Source organism: Aeromonas sp. 600282 (assembly GCF_049175755.1).
Lineage (GTDB): Bacteria > Pseudomonadota > Gammaproteobacteria > Enterobacterales > Aeromonadaceae > Aeromonas > Aeromonas veronii_A.
The window spans coordinates 1-16,985 of record NZ_JAAKVR010000012.1 but is presented as its reverse complement, the minus strand read 5'-3'; the positions used below and the strand labels follow the sequence as shown (position 1 = coordinate 16,985).

Genomic DNA, 16,985 nt, shown 5'->3' with positions numbered 1-16,985 from the left:
CGCGTCGCTTCCCCAGCAAGCGCTAGGGGAAACGAGATGGAGCCCGATCCGTCGATCCGCTTGTCCCTCAATATTGCGCAGAACGAGCAGGGGCTGTCACTTGCGCCAACGCTGCTCAGCAAGCGCGACTTGACGGTGAGTGTCAGCTTGCTGGTGCATGGCGAAGGGGCGGCCGGGAGCACGACTCAGCGCCAGAGCCGTAATCTGTCGCTGCAGGCTGGAGTGGTCATGGCGGTTGGCAAAATAGGGCTGGGTTTGCGTTGTCCCTATCGGGTCGAGGTCACCGCTCTGATATGGCAAAACGAGCGGCTGCTGGTGGAGAAAAAAGAGCAGATGGCGTGCGCCGGATGATGCGCATTTCATCTCATGACTGTCTATTCATCCAGTAGTCTCTATGCCATACTGACTCGCTCAGGTTTCTGTATCGAGCGTGCAACAAGATGGAAAAGATCGTGGTCCGGGGTGCTCGCACCCACAACCTCAAGAACATCAATCTGACCCTGCCCCGCGACAAGCTGATCGTGGTCACCGGCCTCTCCGGCTCGGGCAAATCCTCTCTGGCGTTCGATACCCTCTATGCCGAGGGGCAGCGCCGCTATGTGGAGTCCCTCTCCGCCTATGCTCGCCAGTTCCTCTCCCTGATGGAGAAGCCGGACGTCGACCATATCGAGGGGCTTTCGCCCGCCATTTCCATCGAGCAGAAGTCCACTTCCCATAACCCGCGCTCGACCGTCGGCACCATCACCGAAATCTACGACTACCTGCGTCTGCTGTTCGCCCGGGTCGGTGAGCCGCGCTGCCCGACCCATGCCATTCCGCTTGCCGCCCAGACCATCAGCCAGATGGTGGATCAGGTACTGGCCCAGCCGGAGGGGAGCAAGCTGATGCTGCTGGCCCCGGTGGTGCGTGACCGCAAGGGGGAACACACCAAGCTGCTGGAGAATCTGGCGGCGCAGGGTTATATCCGTGCCCGTATCGACGGCGAGGTGTGCGATCTATCCGACCCTCCCGCGCTGGAGCTGCACAAGAAGCACACCATCGAGGTGGTGGTGGACCGCTTCAAGGTGCGCGATGACCTTGCCTTGCGTCTGGCCGAGTCGTTCGAGACGGCGCTGACCCTATCCGGTGGTATCGTGTTGGTGGTGCCGATGGACGGGGAGGAGGGGGTTGCTCCCATGACCTTCTCCGCCAACTTCGCCTGCCCGGAGTGCGGCTACTCCATGTCGGAGCTGGAGCCGCGCATCTTCTCTTTCAACAACCCGGCCGGTGCCTGTCCCACCTGTGATGGTTTGGGCGTGCAGCAATATTTCGACCCGGCCAAGGTGATCGGCGATCCGGCCATCAGCCTGGCCAACGGCGCCATCCGTGGCTGGGACAAGCGCAGCTTCTACTACTTCCAGATGCTCAAATCTCTCTCCGAGCACTACAAATTCGATCTGGAGACGCCGTGGGAGGATCTGCCGCTCAAGACCCAGGAGGTGATCCTGCGTGGCTCCGGTCGCACCGAGATCGAGTTCCGCTACATGAACGACCGCGGCGACGTGGTGGTGCGCAAGCACCCGTTCGAGGGGATCCTGCACAACATGGAGCGGCGCTACCGGGAAACCGAGTCCAATTCGGTGCGTGAAGAGCTCTCCAAATACATCGCCAACAAGTCTTGCTCAAGCTGCGGTGGCAGCCGGCTGCGGGAGGAGGCGCGCCACGTCTTCGTCGACAACCGCAACCTGCCGGCCATTGCCGAGCAGTCCATCGGCGATGCACTGGCCTTCTTCGAGGGGCTGAACCTCACCGGCCAGCGTGCCCAGATTGCCGAGAAGATATTGAAAGAGATCGTCGAGCGGCTCGGCTTCCTGGTGAACGTCGGTCTCAACTACCTGAGCCTGTCGCGCAGCGCAGAGACCCTCTCGGGCGGCGAAGCGCAGCGCATTCGACTGGCCAGCCAGATCGGTGCCGGTCTGGTAGGTGTCATGTATGTGCTGGACGAGCCGTCCATCGGTTTGCATCAGCGCGACAACGAGCGTCTGCTCAAGACACTCACTCATCTGCGTGATCTCGGCAACACGGTGATCGTGGTGGAGCACGACGAGGACGCTATCCGCCTTGCGGACCATGTGCTCGACATCGGCCCGGGAGCCGGGGTACACGGCGGGGCCATCGTCGCGCAGGGTACGCCGGAGGAGATCATTGCCAATCCCGAGTCACTCACCGGTGACTACCTCTCCGGTCGCAAGCAGATCGCCATTCCTGCCGAGCGCACGCCGCTCACCGGCAAGTGGTTGAAGCTCAAGGGGGTGAGCGGCAACAACCTGCGCAACGTCAACCTGGATCTGCCGATCGGAGTGATGACCTGCGTCACCGGCGTCTCCGGCTCCGGCAAGTCGACCCTGATTAACGATACCCTGTTCCGCATTGCTCACCGCGAGTTGAACAAGGCCACCGAATCCACCCCGGCACCCTATCGCAGTGTCGAGGGGCTGGAGCATCTGGACAAGGTGGTGGATATCGACCAGAGCCCCATCGGTCGTACCCCACGCTCCAACCCGGCCACCTACACCGGCCTGTTTACCCCGATCCGCGAGCTGCTCTCCGGCACTCAGGAGGCGCGTTCCCGAGGCTACCAGCCGGGCCGCTTCTCCTTCAACGTGAAAGGGGGCCGCTGCGAGGCGTGCCAAGGGGATGGAGTCATCAAGGTGGAGATGCACTTCCTGCCGGACGTCTACGTACCGTGCGACGTCTGCAAGGGCAAGCGCTACAACCGCGAGACGCTGGAGGTGAAGTACAAGGGCAAGAACATCCACGAAATCCTCGAGATGACGGTGGAAGATGCCCGCGAGTTCTTCGATCCGGTACCGGCAGTGGCGCGCAAGCTGCAGACCCTGATGGACGTGGGCCTCTCCTATATCCGCCTCGGCCAGTCGGCCACAACCTTGTCTGGCGGTGAGGCACAGCGGGTCAAGCTGGCGCGCGAGCTCTCCAAGCGGGATACCGGTCAGACCCTCTATATTCTGGACGAGCCGACCACCGGCCTGCACTTCCACGACATCCAGCAACTGCTCAAGGTGCTGCACCAGCTGCGGGATCGTGGCAACACCATCGTCATCATCGAGCACAATCTGGATGTCATCAAAACTGCCGACTGGATCGTCGATCTGGGTCCGGAGGGGGGCGCCGGTGGTGGCCGCATTCTGGTGACGGGGACGCCGGAAGAGATTTGCACCAATAAAGAGTCTCATACAGCTCGTTTTTTGAGGCCACTTTTGGCGCGATAAGCCGTTATAATCGAGGGGCCTTTGGCCCCTTTTTGTTATAAAAATCGGGAGCATAGGGGGAAGCTCGTCAAGTGTGGGCAGGCTTGGCATCTCAGCATCATGGTAATGGATATATCGGGTTATGGCTCAGGCTCCGCGCACGATTGATCATCAGTTGGCTTACTCCATGTTCCCCATCTGGCTGGGGGCGATCCTGCTATTGCTGGTCCTGCTGGCGTGGGCCCAAATCCCGGCTGCCAGCCGGATTGAAGAGCAGCGAATGAAGGAGCATCTGCTGCGCGTGACCAAGGCGGTGCAGGCGGATGTGGCCGCTCTGGATGCATTCAGTCGGGATTGGGGCATCTGGGATGACAGTCACCGTTTTATGGACAACAAAAGCAGGGCGTACATCGAATCCAACCTGTTCAGTGATATGCCGATGCGGGATTTTAGTCTCAACCTGATGAGCTTCATGGATCTCACCGGCTACGAAATCTGGACGCGCACCCTGCTACCCGATGCGCCGGGGATCAATCCGGACCAGTTTCCCTACTTCCTTGATGAGCTGAAAAAGCAGTTAAGGGCGCGCTCGGTGGCGCAAGGGGGCATCAATCTGCACGGGATCCGTGCTTCCCAGTGGGGGCCGCTGATGTACTCGTGGCAGCCGATCAGAAACAGTGACGAGTCGGCACCGTTCAACGGTTTCTTGCTGGTTGTACGTTGGCTCGACAAGGCCTATCTCGAGCAGGTATCGGAGCGTACCGCGCTGCCTCTGGCGATCTCCCACGCCAATCTGGATGTCACCGCTACCTTCAAAAAACTGAAACCGCAAATAACGTATCGCCTGATCGACCTTGGGCTCACCCGGCTTAGGGGAGAGGTGCGACTGCTCAACAGCGATAACCAGCCGGTGCTGACTCTGGTGATTGAGGAGGAGAGAAAGATCTTGAGTGGCGTCATGGAGGGGGCGCTCTGGACCTTTATTGGTATGCTTTTTATCAGTTTTATCTGCGTCATGATCGCCATGTACCGGCTCAACAGCATTGTGCTTACCCCGTTGCAGCAGCTGGTGTCGGCGCTGCAACGCTTTGGCGATCGGCCAGATGCCACCTTGATCCCCTATATCGACAGCAGCGCCGAGATGGCGACCTTGAGCGGCAAGTTCAAGGAGATGGCCAGCAAGGTCAGTCAGCAACACGATGATTTGTTGGAAAAATCCAGCCAGATGGAGATGGCTGCATTCACCGACCCCTTGACCCGTTGTTTCAATCGTCGCTATCTGGATAGCTGGTTGCAAGACAATTGGGCCCGCCCTTGTCAGCTGTTGCTGCTCGATCTCGATCATTTCAAACGGATCAACGACCGATTTGGTCATGATATGGGTGATCTGGTGTTGCAGCAGCTGGCAGAACTGCTGCACAAGCTGGTGGTGAGTGACGCCGAGCCCGTTATCCGGTTGGGAGGGGAGGAGTTTTTACTCCTGTTGCAGGTGGATAATGAGCAAGAGTTGGTACAGCGTGCCGATTATCTGCGGCTTCGTGTTGTTCAGCACCGTTTCGGTTCGGAGGAGAGGCCGCTATGGTTAACGGTTTCATCGGGATATTGTCGGTATCCTCTGCATCCGGCGTGCCCCGATACCTTCTGGAGCCACAGTTTCAAGCTGGCCGACCTGGCGCTCTATCAGGCAAAACTGAGGGGCCGTAATCGATGCTGTGGCTATTCGGGCACTCTGTCTGTTCGGGAGGTGATGGAAAAGACCCCGGAGCAACTTGTCGAAGGGAATAGTCTTGCGTTGCAACATACTGTCAGCCCGGATTAGCCCTGCCGGACCAATACCAGATAGGCCAGGGCGACAATAAAACCGAGCAGGATAAAGAGAAAGGATCCGATCCCCCAAACGGCCGCGAGAAAGGCCCCCACCTTTTGCCATTTCGACTCATTTTTCATAAATAAACCATTACTTCCCAGTAACTTGCATGGCGCAAAAAATACGCTGATTTGCCCATATTAACAACAATTAATAGCCACTCTGCCGAGCGATAAGGTGTGGTTTGCTTGCTTGTTTTGGCGCTGAATGGGGTTAGTTACAACCTGTCGAAACAGGTATTCCGGCTTGTTGTCTGGGGACTCAAGGAGATTGGGATGGCGCGCAAAGATGTCACACCAATCGATTTATTTCCGCGCAACCTTTGCTTCAAGTCAATAACTTTGCATTTACAAGGGCATATAGTCAGCGGGCTTACAGCATCAAATGAAAACAAAAAAAGGGATTACGTGATGAAAAAATTACTTCCTCTGATGATTGCCGCTGCAGTGGCCTCTCCTTTCGCCATGGCCCATCAGGCTGGCGACATTCTGGTTCGTGGTGGTTTGGCATTTGTATCGCCGCAGGAAAGCAGCACGCCTGTAGAGCTGGAAATTAATGACAACATGCAATTGGGATTGACTCTCTCTTACATGATTACTGATAACTGGGGTATCGAATTGCTGGCTGCAACCCCCTTCTCTCATTCAGTCAAACTGGGTGGCGCTGAAGTTGCCAAGATCAAGCATCTGCCGCCGACTCTGATGGGTCAGTACTATTTTGGCGATGCTCAAAGCAAGGTTCGCCCGTATGTCGGTATTGGCGTGAACTACACCACCTTCTTTGATGAAGAGGGTCGTGGTGCACTGTCAGGAACCGATGTCAAAGTCGATGACTCCTGGGGGGTTGCCGGACAAGTTGGTATCGATATGGCGATCACTGACCGCTGGTTTATCAACGGTTCAGCCTGGATCATGGATATCGATACCGATGTGCATACTGCGATTGGCACCATTAATACCAAGGTCGACCCGATGGCCTTTATGGTGGGTGTTGGCTACCGCTTCTAATGATTCTGACTGCGGTTCTGAACGGATCGCGGAAGATAGCAAAGTACGTCTCTTTCAGCCCGGCTTTTGCCGGGCTTTTTTCGTATTGCTGATTTTGTCTGGACTGTGATCCAACCCGATACAAATCAATTAAATCCCTGTCGCTTTATTTCAGTTATTCGCCACCCTTGCCGATAGTGACTATGTTCACTTTACCTTCCCCCAATGAGTGAGGATGTCTCCATGGGCTTATCTATTGTGCAGCGGATCATCGCCGGATTTGTGTTGATGCTGCTGTTGCTGATCCTGCTTGGTGTGATCAGTACCTTTAAAATCAAGGGTATAAATGACGGCCTCTCTGCCGTATCTGACCGGGCAACCCCGCTGGTAGTGGCTGTCGCAGGTCTAAAGGGGGCACTGCAGGATAGTAACCGCTGGGTGCTGGTCTACCGCACTAGTGAAGATGCCGCCCAGTTGCCGCAGCTGGCCAATCAGTTCAAGGAGCAGCAGAACCGCTTCGCCCAGCTGAGTCAGGAGATGGGTAAATTTACCGGCGTAGCGGATGCCCGAGCCCGTTTCCAGCAGGTCGAGAGTGCTACCACCCAATTTTATGGCTTGGCGGATCAGGTGTTGGCCCAGCATAGGCAGTGGGTCAGTGCACTGGATCAGCGCCACAAGCTGGAGATGGAATTTATCCGCCTTGAGGATACCTACCAGTGGGCGGCTGATCTGCTGTTGCAACAGACGGCCAGCAAGCGTTCCATGCGCAACAAGGCGGAACTCATTACCTCAGGGATCGCCCGCGATCTGAAGAATATCCGCCGTGCCGATGCCAAAACCGACCTGAACGAGCTGGAAAAGGTGCTTAGCAAGGATATTGAGATGGCCCGCAAGCGTCTGGAGCGTGTACTGGTGCCCGATGATGTGAAAGCGCGCTTTGTCTCCAACCTGGATCGGATGCAGGAGCTGGCGCTCGGCGCTCAGGGCTTGCTGGCGACCATGCGTCAGGCCCAACAACTGGAGCTATCGTTGGCTACTCAGAATCAACAGCTGGATGCCAGTCTGGTCAACAGCCTCAATTTGCTCGATGAGATGGGCAAGTCTGCCGGAGCCATCGCCAGCGAGAGCCGTGTCAATGCGGATGAGGCGGTCAGCAGTGCCAGCTTCTGGATCCTGGTGGTTGCCGCGATGTCGGCTGCTGCCGCACTGGTGATCGGCTATACCACGGCACGCAGCATTCAGCGTCCGTTGCAGATGATCAACAAGGAGCTCGATTACATGGCGGCTGGCGACATGACACGGCGCATCAACTACCGCAGCAGTTGCGAATTTGGCAGCCTCTCTCGCTCCATTGATACGCTGGCGGGCAAGACTGGCGAGCTGCTCTCCCAAATCAATGCGGGCTCCCGCCATCTGGTGGACGAGGCGAGTCGCGCTGCCGAGATCAGCGAACGGGCCATGTCTCGGGTGCAGGAGCAGAAGAGCCAGACCGATCAGGTAGCCGCCGCCATTACCGAGTTGGAAGTGAGTGCGACCGAGGTGGCCCGCTCTACCGATGGCACCAAGCGGGAAGTGGATCTGGCTGACGAAGAGGCGCGCAATGGTCGCCAGAAAGTGGCCACCACTCGCCGGATCACCGAGCAGCTGGCTGGCGCCATGGAGGAGGCTGTCGGCATCACCTACAAACTTGGGGAATTCAGTAACAATATCGGCAGCATTCTCGATGTGATCCGCAGTATTGCCGAGCAAACCAACCTGCTGGCCTTGAACGCCGCCATCGAAGCCGCCCGTGCTGGCGATGCCGGCCGCGGTTTCGCGGTGGTGGCCGATGAAGTGCGGGCGCTGGCCAATCGCACCCAGACCTCGACCGAAGAGATCCAGGGGATGATTGAGAACCTGCAAAGCTCCAGCAAGCATGTGGTTGAAGTGATGGGGCGCAGCCAAGAGCAGACCCAGAGCTGTGTCGAGCAGACTCGCGAGATGGATGTTGCGCTGCAATCGATTGCCGATCGGATGAGTGCCATCAAGTCGATGGCTGATCAGGTGGCCCATGCCGCTCAGGAGCAGATCTCCGTCAGTCAGGGGGTCGCTCGTCATATCGCCGGTATTGCCGATGTGGCATACGAAACGGAGCGGGAGGCGCGCGAATCCGCCAGCAGCAGTGAAGTGCTGGCCGACCTGGTCGCCAAACAGCAGCAATTGATCTCACATTTCAAGGTCTAGGAGGGCTTATGTCTAAACAGTGGATTGGAGCCCTGAGTCTCCTGTTGTGTGGCCAGCTGATGGCCAGCGAGCTGGTGATTGAAAGCTGGCGAACCGATGACAAAGCGTTGTGGGAGCAGAAGATTATCCCGGCGTTTGAAGCGGCGCATCCCGGCATCAAGGTGAGTTTTCATCCGGTGCAGAACGTCAACTACATGCCCACTCTGTGGGAGAGCCTGAAAGGGGGCAAGGCGGGGGATCTCATTACCTGTCGTCCGTTTGATGACTCGCTTGCCTTGTTCAAGGCGGGACATCTGGCCGAGCTGACCGAGATGGCGGGAATGGAGAACTTCCCGAGTTTTGCCCAGTCACCCTGGCAGACCGATTCCGGTGCCCAGACCTTCTGTGTACCCATGGCGTCGGTCATCCATGGCTTCTTCTATAACAAGAAGATCTTCAGTGAGTTGGGGCTGACATTGCCGCAAACCCGCGATCAGTTCTTTGCCGTGCTGGACAAGATCAAGGCTGATGGGCGCTATGTGCCGTTGGCCATGAGCGGTTCCGAGAGCTGGGTTGCCTCAGAGCTTGGCTTCCAGAATATTGGCCCCAACTACTGGAAGGGAGAGGACGGCCGTCTGGCTCTGATCGGCGGGCAGGAGCGGTTGGATAACCCGCAATATGTGAGGGTGTTCGATGAGCTGGCCCGCTGGCGTTCCTACCTTGGCGAGGGGGCCGAGAGCCGCGATTATGCGACCAGCAACGAACTGTTTACCTCCGGCAAGGCCGCTTTCTATGTTGCAGGATCCTGGGAGATTGCCCCCTTCACCGGCAAGGTCGATTTTGGTGTCATGCGCCCGCCGGTGGCCAAACAGGGTGATGGCTGTTTCTTTACCGACCACACCGATATCGGTATGGGGATGAATCCGGCCAGCAAGAACAAAGAGGGGGCGATGGCTTTCCTGCAGTGGCTGACGACGCCGCAATTTGCCGAGCTCTATACCAACTCGTTGCCTGGATTCTTTTCCCTCTCCAACCACTTCTTCGATGTCACCAATCCGGCGGCTAAAGAGATGATGGAGTGGCGGGATCAGTGTGACTCGACCATTCGGGTGGCGACTCAGATCCTCTCCCGTGGTACGCCCAAGTTGGGGGATGAGCTGGCCGAGGTGAGTCAGGCTGTGTTGCTCGGCAAGATGGAGCCCAAGGCTGCCGCGGATCGACTGGAAAGTGGCTTGAAGAGCTGGTATGCCCCTCATCAGGGCAACAAGGCCAAGAGCGCGGATTGTCAGTGTGATGCGGTTGTCCCTGCCCCTGCCCCTGCCCCTGCTTCGGCTTCAGCGCCGGCGACTGAGGTGTCCGCAGCTCCCGCGACCAGTGAAACATCGGCCGTGGTGGCACCAGCTGTGACTCCCGCAGAACCCGCATCAGCGGCCGCTGCCCCATTACCGGCGCCGTCGGATGAGGTGGAACAGGCGCTCTCCAACGAGCTGGAGGCGCCACAGCAGCCACAGCAATAGGTCATCTGCATCAATAAAAACGGGAGGCATCAGCCTCCCGTTTTTTTATGGCTCGCGGCCAGCATGTATCGCTTTATTGTGCTTCGTGGGGCCAGCGGCAGAGGCTGCCGATGCGGGCAACCGGGGCAAACCCCAGAGAGCGGTAAATGCGCTGGGCATGGTAATGCTCGTCAGCCACTATGATCAGCTGTTTGGCACGGGATAATCCTGCGCGAGCCACTTGACTCAGCAGCTGGCGGCATAACCCCTGATTGCGCCACGCATGGTGCGTGCGTACCAACTGGAAGCGCCCAAGTGTGCCGCAAAAGAAGAGGCCACAGCTGGCGACCAGTTGTTCCTCTTTCCAGATCCCCCACCAGTCCCCGAGACCATCGGCAATCATGGCCTGATAGAGCGCCTGGCGGGATCGCAGATAGGGGAGATAGCTCTGTTCCGAGTGTCCCTCATCCCGTTCATTGAGTTCGAAGTCGAGCCACTCAGGCCAATCAGCAGTAGTGAAGGTGCGTGCCTCAACCTTGTTCATGTCGTCGTGAGGAGGTGGGCAGCTCTGTTCATCCAGCGCCAGTACCACGCACTCCATATATTGGTATCCCGTTGCGACAAAACCGGCGATCCGGCTGTTTTGCCCGGCGGCCAGCGGCCATTGGAAGGTGCGGTGGCGCACTCGAGGATCCTGGCCGATCAGCTGATCAAATGTGGCTTCCAGCCAGCCTTTGTCACGGTCGCTGGGTGGGTTGGGGAGTAGCAGGTAGTTGCCGAAGTAGTAGTCGGGAGCATCCGGCGTACGAACCGCCCAGAACTGATCGTGCTGAACAACCTCGCCCTGATAGCGATCGAACAGCAAGTCGGTGGCAAAGCCGGGGTGGGTATCCATGATGGTGCTCCTGCAAAGACTCATTCTGTTATCGGCAGGAGTGGGAAATAGATGAAAAGGGGCCGGAGAAACCTCCGGCCAAACAATCACACGCAGATTCAGAACGTCCAGGACGATCTGCCCCCATCATAACTCGACTGGGGCGATTTTGGGATGGGCACTTTTCGGTTACGTACCGTTAATTTTGTAAATATGAAGTTCGTCAGATCGGATGTGAGGTAAATCCCTGTTGACTTTGTGTCGTTTTACTCATAAATATAAAGACGTTTAGACGTCCAAACATCCGTTTTGACGTGGGCAGATGGATTGTAGGACAGGGAGAAGAGCAGATGGGTTTTCACAGTGCACGTCAGGTTGAGGCGCTCAACCAGAGCTTGGCAGATTTGAATGGCGATATATCGGTCAGTTTCGAGTTTTTTCCGCCCAACAGTGAAGGGATGGAGAATACCCTCTGGCAGTCCATCGAACGGCTGAAAGTGCTGGAACCCAAGTTCGTTTCCGTCACCTATGGCGCCAACTCCGGCACCCGTGATCGCACCCACAAGGTGATCAAGGACATCAAGGAACGGACAGGCCTGATTGCGGCGCCGCACCTGACCTGTATCGATGCCAGCCGCGACGAGCTGCGCACCATCGCCCGCGACTACTGGAACAGCGGTATTCGTCATATCGTGGCTCTGCGCGGTGACTTGCCGCAGGGGCTGGAGAAACCGGATATGTATGCCACCGACCTGGTTGCCCTGCTCAAGTCGGAGGCTGACTTCGATATCTCGGTTGCCGCCTATCCGGAAGGGCACCCGGAGGCCAAGAGTGCGCAATCCGACCTGCTCAACCTCAAGCGCAAGATCGATGCCGGTGCCAACCGCGCCATCACTCAGTTCTTCTTCGATGTGGAAACGTATTTGCGCTTTCGGGATCGCTGCGCCGCCATCGGTATTGATGCTGAAATCGTGCCGGGGATCCTGCCGGTCTCCAACTATCAGACCCTGGCCAAGTTTGCCGGTTTTACCAACGTGAAGATCCCGCGTTGGATGCATCAGCGTTTTGAGGGGTTGGATAACGATCAGATGACTCGCAATCTGGTGGGGGCTAGCATCGCCATCGATCAGGTGCGCGTGCTGAGTCAGGAAGGGGTGAAGGATTTCCACTTCTATACCCTGAACCGCTCCGAGCTGACTTATGCCATCTGCCATACTCTGGGGGTTCGTCCCAAGGGTTGACCGGTGGTCACCGCGATAAAAGCAAAAAGCCAATGAGTTGCTCATTGGCTTTTTCGTTATGGCCGATTATCAAGGTCTGGTCGGGGCGAGCTCTTTTGGCTCAAGATCGATAACCGCATTACCGGCAGCCCCCGGATACTGGCGATAGACCTGATCCTGCTCCAGTGTGTAGAAGGTATCCAGATAGTCGTCGTTATTGGTCATCCAGGAGTCGGGTAGCGCCTTGACGATGCGACCGCCGAGATCGAGGAAGGGCAGTGCTTCCGGCACGCCACCCGCAGTAAAGCCGAGTTTGAGAGCTTCAATCAGCAGGGCGCTCAGCTCCTTGTAGTTGACGTTGTCATCCTGCTCCATCATCACCACATCGACGGCACCCCAGCGATAGCGATCCCAGTAAACCAGGATCTGGTTGGGGGTGTAGTCTGTGTTGTCATAGTCGAGGTAGGGCATGTCGACAATATCGACTACTGGCTCATCTCGGCTGGGATTGACCCCTGCGACCACTGCATACACTTCGGCCGCGCCGAGTAGCCAGGGCTCCTGATCATCCTTCAATCTGATCTTTTTCAGGATACTGGTCTTGAGCGGCGCTGTGCTGGACGCTGCTCGTGGAGCGCTTTGCAGATCCGCATCGGCCAGCGCTTTGCGCATCACCTTCAAGCCTGCGTTTTTGGCTTTGACGGGATCGGCTTCGACTACCAGAACCGGCCGGGCCGGTGCCTTGTCGATATCCAGATAGACTGGATTACCGGCGCTGTCGAACGCTTCAATGGCGCTCCAGCTCTTCTCATCTCCACTTGGAACATAGGCGACCAGCGGTTCGACGCCCTGTTGCAGTGCAGCGGCCTGATCGGTGTTGGCCAGCCGCAACTGCATCAGTTGCTTGACCTCGCCATCCAGTCCTTGCCGGCTGATGGCTGCCTGGTTGGCATCGGTCGCCTGCCGCTTAAGGCGCGGGCTGGCCTTCTGCAGCAGATTGGGAAGCGGGCTCTGATATTGCTGATTGCTCAGCAGGGGCAGCAGGTTTTTCTGCTGAAGTGCGAGCTGGCGAGCCAGCTCTCGATCCGTATCGGCAGCCTGGACGCTCGTGGCTCCCAGTATGGCCAGTAGTAACAAGACAGCCTGATTTTTCATTTTTATACTCCGTTGCATGGAACCTGACAGGGCACCATGTCCGGGAAGATTGGTGCCCTGGCACCACTAGAAGGAAATTAGTTTCACTTGTGAATCATTTTATCTGGATAGTGTGCAGAGGTTCACGGTTTGAGGTTCAATTGATTCCTTTGTCGATGTGGTTGGAACTGATAGATCGCCAGACCAATCAGCAGACCCCAGCAGGCTGCCGCGATGCCGAGCAGGCTGATCCCGGACGCGGTAATGATAAAGGTGAGCAGCGCAGCTTCTCGCGCTTCATCCTGGTGCAAGGCAGAGTGCAGGCTGCTGCCGATGGTACCTAGCAGGGCCAATCCGGCGACGCAGGTGACAAGGGTTGCCGGAAAGGCGCTAAACAGGGCCGCGACGGTTGCGCCGAAGCAGCCGGTCACAAGATAAAAGCAACCCGCCCATACCGCAGCTGGCCAGCGGCGCTTGGTATCCGGGTCGACCTCTTTGCCCATGCAGATGGCGGCAGTGATGGCGGCCAGATTGAAGGCATAGCCGCCAAAAGGGGCGAGCAGCAGGCCAGTCAGGCCGGTCCAGCTGATCAGCGAGGAGGTGGAAGGCTGATAGCCGTGGGCCCGCAAGATGGCAATTCCCGGCATGTTTTGCGATGTCATGGTGACAATGAACAGCGGCAGCGCGATGCCAAACAGGGCATCAAGGGAGAAGGCTGGCCATGTCCAGACCGGGCTGGCGAGTTGCCAGTGAAGGGTGCCCAGTTGCAAATCCCCCCGCACGCTGCAGGTCAGCATCCCCACTCCCAGTACCAGCACCATGGTATAGCGGGGCCAGAGATGACGACCCAGCAGGAAGGCCAGCAGCAGGGTGCCAAGCAACAAGGGATCTTGCGGGGCGACCTTGAACAGATCCAATCCGAATCTGAGCAGCACGCCAGCGAGCATGGCGGCGGCCAGTGGAGCCGGGATATGTTTCATCAAACGGTCGAACCAGCCGCTGATGCCACACAGAGTGATCAGCAGGGAGGCGATCACAAAGGCGCCGATAGCTTCCGCCAGAGTGAAGTTGCCCAGCGTGGTGATCAGCAGTGCCGCGCCCGGTGTGGACCAGGCGGTTAGTATGGGTATGCGGTAATAGAGAGAGAGGCCGATGCAGCTCACCCCCATGCCGATCCCCAGCGTCCAGAGCCAGGAGGCGACTTGAGCAGTATCAGCACCTGCTGCCGTGGCGGCCTGGATGATCAGGATGACGGAGCTGGTGTAGCCGACCATCACGGCGATAAAGCCTGCGACCAGATGGGGGATGACGAAGGGCATGACTCTTCCTCTTGGCGTTGTGACGCGCTGTGCGTTATTACGTACAATACAGCTTTGACTATATCGCTGTGCGTTATAGCGCACAAGGTGCATCGTGCAAGAGTAATAAAGAGGCAGTTATGCAAGAGATGAGTCAGCATCTGGCTGCTCGACTGAAGGGGCTGCGTAGCGAGCGCGGCTGGAGCCTGGATGCCGCCGCGCGCGAAACGGGTGTCAGCAAAGCGATGCTGGGGCAGATTGAGCGGGGAGAGTCCAGCCCGACGGTGGCGACGCTATGGAAGATAGCCACCGGTTTTCGAGTCTCATTTTCCAGTTTCATTGAGCCCACACCCGCTGCGCAGGCTGAGGTGCTCTATCGCACCGCCGATGCCATTCGCCAGCAGCCAGCGGGAGAGGGCATGCAAGTGGCGCCGCTCTTCCCTTATGAAAACCGGTTTGGCTTCGAATTGCTTGAGCTGACCCTGTTGCCGGGTTACCAGCGTGAATCCGAGTCCCATGAGCCGGGAGTGACCGAACATGTCATCGTCATCAGCGGCATGATGGAGGTGCTGGTGGAAGGGGAGTGGCGTTCATTGGTGCAAGGAGAGGCGGTGCGTTTTGCTGCCGACCGTCCCCACGGTTATCGCAATCTGGGCATAGCCCCGGCGATTTTCCACAACCTCATCCACTATCCAGTGGCAACACCCTGAACATGTTCCGCAGTCATCAACCCGGTCGACCATCTGCTCTGGGGCGGATCAGTATCGGGGTATAGACCCAGACAAACAGACCATAGGCAGCGATCCAGGCAAGCGCGCTGAGGTTCCAGCCATGCAGGGTATAAGCAGGCCAGAACAGCGGAATCGTCACCCGCATTGTAGCGGCAGCGATAACCAGGGCGAATGCGCCAGTGATCCTGCGTCCTACCTGCAAGGCCCGACCGCTATGGCCGAGGGAGACTCGCGCAATCATGCCCAGGATCATGGTGCCCATACAGCCTGCGCTGAGCAGGTGACTGGCCATCGACAACGTGATGGGCAGACCCGCGCTATGTGCCGCAAGGGCGAGCAGGCCAAGAGGGATAAACAGATAGGCGAGATGGAGTGACCACAGCAGGGGATGCGCAAGGGTCGATGGCAGATGCCAACGCAGTTGCCGCCACAGATGCAAACTCGCCGCCACTATATAGAGAGGCACTATATATATGCTGGTGACCCATTGGGTGGGGAGCAGCAGCCAGCAGAGCAAGATAAGCCACAGTGTCGCGAGCGCCGCCCGCTCCAGCCAGAGCTGAGGTGCAGCTTTATCCTGACCGGTTGCTCGGGCGGTGAAGAACGGAATCACCCTTCCACCCATCACGGCGATCAGGGTGGTAAACAACAGCACTGTGGTGATCAATAGGTGCTCAACGGTGGTCCAATCGGCCTGCCATAACCAGCTGGCACCATTGAGCAAGGTCAGTATCAGCAACAGGGGCACGAAGAATAGATTGCGCCATTGCCGGGTTATCAAGATAGGCTTGGCAAGGAACCAGGCGCACAGCGGCAGCCAGAGCAGGTCTGCTACCATCAGGATCATGTTCTCCTCACCCAGCCAGGGTAACAAGGTCCTTGGCAATATCCACAACCCCACCACCATTGCCAATGGCCAGCTCCGAATACTGGGATGGGCCGTCCAGTTCTGCACCGCGGTGAGCAGAAAGCCCGCGACGATGGCTGCCCCGAAACCAAACAGCATTTCATGACCATGCCACCAGATCGGGTTGGCAATCCCTGGCAAGGTTAGCCAACCGTTGAGCTGCCCCAGCCAGAGCAACATGGCGACGGCAGCAAACAGAGCCCCGAACAAGAAGAAGGGTCGGAACCCCAAGCGGAACAGCGGGACGATTTGCTCTTCCTTATGGCTATCGAGGATTTGATGCATGAGGGTATTCCAATTGAACATTTGAAATGGCAATTATAAATTGGCTTTTCAAATGTTCAATTTAAATCCGGCAATAGTCAGGATTGATGCCATTTTGAGCAAAAAAAGAGGTGGTTGCTTGATATCTGAGCGAACGAACTTTTTTGCTGAAAAAGCCCTTGTCATCCCGGCGCGGCTCCCTATAATGCGCCCCTACCAGCACGGCGGAGCACGCCAAACTGATGAGCCAGCTTCCTAGCGAAGTGAGCGCCGAAAGAAAAGCGAAAACAATCGCTTGACTTTCGAAGTGAGAGGTGTAATATGCGCCTCCTCAACGCGACAAGCGTGACGCTCTTTAACAATTTGAATCAAGCAATCTGTGTGGGCACTCACAGCATCGAGCATCAAAAACAATTTTTGATTTTCAATGTCTGATGAAGTGACCAAAGCAACGAAAGTTGCAGCAGTTAATTCAGCAATTCATTGAGCCGCTTTTCGAAGCAACCAAACTTAAATTGAAGAGTTTGATCATGGCTCAGATTGAACGCTGGCGGCAGGCCTAACACATGCAAGTCGAGCGGCAGCGGGAAAGTAGCTTGCTACTTTTGCCGGCGAGCGGCGGACGGGTGAGTAATGCCTGGGGATCTGCCCAGTCGAGGGGGATAACTACTGGAAACGGTAGCTAATACCGCATACGCCCTACGGGGGAAAGCAGGGGACCTTCGGGCCTTGCGCGATTGGATGAACCCAGGTGGGAT

At 57.3% G+C, this 16,985-nt stretch carries 12 protein-coding genes and 1 rRNA gene; 9 read left to right on the top strand and 4 right to left on the bottom strand.

Features of this window, described 5'->3' with window-relative positions:
- Window positions 1-36: 36 nt before the first annotated feature.
- The 6 genes from csgH to G5137_RS12445 all read left to right on the top strand — a co-directional run bounded on the left by csgH (window position 37) and on the right by G5137_RS12445 (window position 9,820).
- Complete coding sequence (gene csgH / locus G5137_RS12470; RefSeq protein WP_254204223.1) at window positions 37-351, top strand: curli-like amyloid fiber formation chaperone CsgH; 315 nt, start codon at window positions 37-39, stop codon at window positions 349-351.
- An 89-nt stretch (window positions 352-440) separates the two neighbouring features.
- Window positions 441-3,269 (top strand): excinuclease ABC subunit UvrA, encoded by a 2,829-nt coding sequence (gene uvrA, locus G5137_RS12465; protein WP_421255477.1) that lies wholly within the window; start codon window positions 441-443, stop codon window positions 3,267-3,269.
- A 121-nt stretch (window positions 3,270-3,390) separates the two neighbouring features.
- Window positions 3,391-5,067 carry a sensor domain-containing diguanylate cyclase gene (locus G5137_RS12460; protein ID WP_279464243.1) on the top strand — a complete coding sequence of 559 codons (1,677 nt, stop codon included), beginning with the start codon at window positions 3,391-3,393 and terminating at the stop codon, window positions 5,065-5,067.
- 458 nt (window positions 5,068-5,525) lie between these two features.
- Entirely contained in the window at window positions 5,526-6,122 is a 597-nt protein-coding gene (locus G5137_RS12455) for an OmpW family outer membrane protein (protein WP_421255509.1), read from the top strand.
- Between the two features lie 222 nt (window positions 6,123-6,344).
- Window positions 6,345-8,324, top strand: a complete 1,980-nt coding sequence (locus G5137_RS12450; RefSeq protein WP_421244496.1) for a HAMP domain-containing methyl-accepting chemotaxis protein — start codon at window positions 6,345-6,347, stop codon at window positions 8,322-8,324.
- 8 nt (window positions 8,325-8,332) lie between these two features.
- Window positions 8,333-9,820, top strand: coding sequence for an ABC transporter substrate-binding protein (locus tag G5137_RS12445; protein ID WP_421255476.1), 1,488 nt, complete (start codon window positions 8,333-8,335; stop codon window positions 9,818-9,820).
- A gap of 73 nt (window positions 9,821-9,893) precedes the next feature.
- On the opposite strand, the gene G5137_RS12440 is transcribed toward G5137_RS12445, so the two are convergent.
- Window positions 9,894-10,694, bottom strand: a complete 801-nt coding sequence (locus G5137_RS12440) for a GNAT family N-acetyltransferase (protein WP_258721854.1) — start codon at window positions 10,692-10,694, stop codon at window positions 9,894-9,896.
- 329 nt (window positions 10,695-11,023) lie between these two features.
- Between G5137_RS12440 and metF the strand changes: the two genes are divergently transcribed.
- Complete coding sequence (gene metF / locus G5137_RS12435; RefSeq protein WP_005340191.1) at window positions 11,024-11,914, top strand: methylenetetrahydrofolate reductase; 891 nt, start codon at window positions 11,024-11,026, stop codon at window positions 11,912-11,914.
- 69 nt (window positions 11,915-11,983) lie between these two features.
- Here metF and G5137_RS12430 read toward each other — a convergent pair whose 3' ends face one another.
- Together G5137_RS12430 and G5137_RS12425 are read right to left on the bottom strand one after the other, a co-directional pair.
- The gene (locus G5137_RS12430; RefSeq protein ID WP_421255475.1) at window positions 11,984-13,048 is read right to left on the bottom strand and encodes a DUF3103 family protein; all 1,065 of its coding nucleotides are present in this window, start codon (window positions 13,046-13,048) and stop codon (window positions 11,984-11,986) included.
- Window positions 13,049-13,170: 122 nt separating this feature from the next.
- Complete coding sequence (locus G5137_RS12425; RefSeq protein WP_421255474.1) at window positions 13,171-14,346, bottom strand: benzoate/H(+) symporter BenE family transporter; 1,176 nt, start codon at window positions 14,344-14,346, stop codon at window positions 13,171-13,173.
- A gap of 119 nt (window positions 14,347-14,465) precedes the next feature.
- Between G5137_RS12425 and G5137_RS12420 the strand changes: the two genes are divergently transcribed.
- The gene (locus tag G5137_RS12420; RefSeq protein ID WP_216947454.1) at window positions 14,466-15,035 is read left to right on the top strand and encodes a helix-turn-helix domain-containing protein; all 570 of its coding nucleotides are present in this window, start codon (window positions 14,466-14,468) and stop codon (window positions 15,033-15,035) included.
- 16 nt (window positions 15,036-15,051) lie between these two features.
- Here the strand turns inward: G5137_RS12420 and G5137_RS12415 are convergent, their stop codons facing one another.
- Entirely contained in the window at window positions 15,052-16,248 is a 1,197-nt protein-coding gene (locus tag G5137_RS12415) for an NnrS family protein (protein ID WP_421255473.1), read from the bottom strand.
- A 491-nt stretch (window positions 16,249-16,739) separates the two neighbouring features.
- Here G5137_RS12415 and G5137_RS12410 point away from each other — a divergent pair.
- Window positions 16,740-16,985, top strand: a 16S ribosomal RNA gene (locus G5137_RS12410); the annotation flags it as partial.

Excerpts from the sequence above, each read along its gene's own strand:
- G5137_RS12440 (WP_258721854.1), bottom strand. The coding sequence starts at position 10,694 with ATGGATACCCACCCCGGCTTTGCCACCGACTTGCTGTTCGATCGCTAT.
- G5137_RS12455 (WP_421255509.1), top strand. The coding sequence starts at position 5,526 with ATGAAAAAATTACTTCCTCTGATGATTGCCGCTGCAGTGGCCTCTCCT.
- metF (WP_005340191.1), top strand. The coding sequence starts at position 11,024 with ATGGGTTTTCACAGTGCACGTCAGGTTGAGGCGCTCAACCAGAGCTTG.
- G5137_RS12445 (WP_421255476.1), top strand. The coding sequence starts at position 8,333 with ATGTCTAAACAGTGGATTGGAGCCCTGAGTCTCCTGTTGTGTGGCCAG.
- G5137_RS12420 (WP_216947454.1), top strand. The coding sequence starts at position 14,466 with ATGCAAGAGATGAGTCAGCATCTGGCTGCTCGACTGAAGGGGCTGCGT.
- uvrA (WP_421255477.1), top strand. The coding sequence starts at position 441 with ATGGAAAAGATCGTGGTCCGGGGTGCTCGCACCCACAACCTCAAGAAC.
- G5137_RS12425 (WP_421255474.1), bottom strand. The coding sequence starts at position 14,346 with ATGCCCTTCGTCATCCCCCATCTGGTCGCAGGCTTTATCGCCGTGATG.
- G5137_RS12430 (WP_421255475.1), bottom strand. The coding sequence starts at position 13,048 with ATGAAAAATCAGGCTGTCTTGTTACTACTGGCCATACTGGGAGCCACG.
- G5137_RS12460 (WP_279464243.1), top strand. The coding sequence starts at position 3,391 with ATGGCTCAGGCTCCGCGCACGATTGATCATCAGTTGGCTTACTCCATG.
- G5137_RS12415 (WP_421255473.1), bottom strand. The coding sequence starts at position 16,248 with ATGCATCAAATCCTCGATAGCCATAAGGAAGAGCAAATCGTCCCGCTG.
- G5137_RS12450 (WP_421244496.1), top strand. The coding sequence starts at position 6,345 with ATGGGCTTATCTATTGTGCAGCGGATCATCGCCGGATTTGTGTTGATG.
- csgH (WP_254204223.1), top strand. The coding sequence starts at position 37 with ATGGAGCCCGATCCGTCGATCCGCTTGTCCCTCAATATTGCGCAGAAC.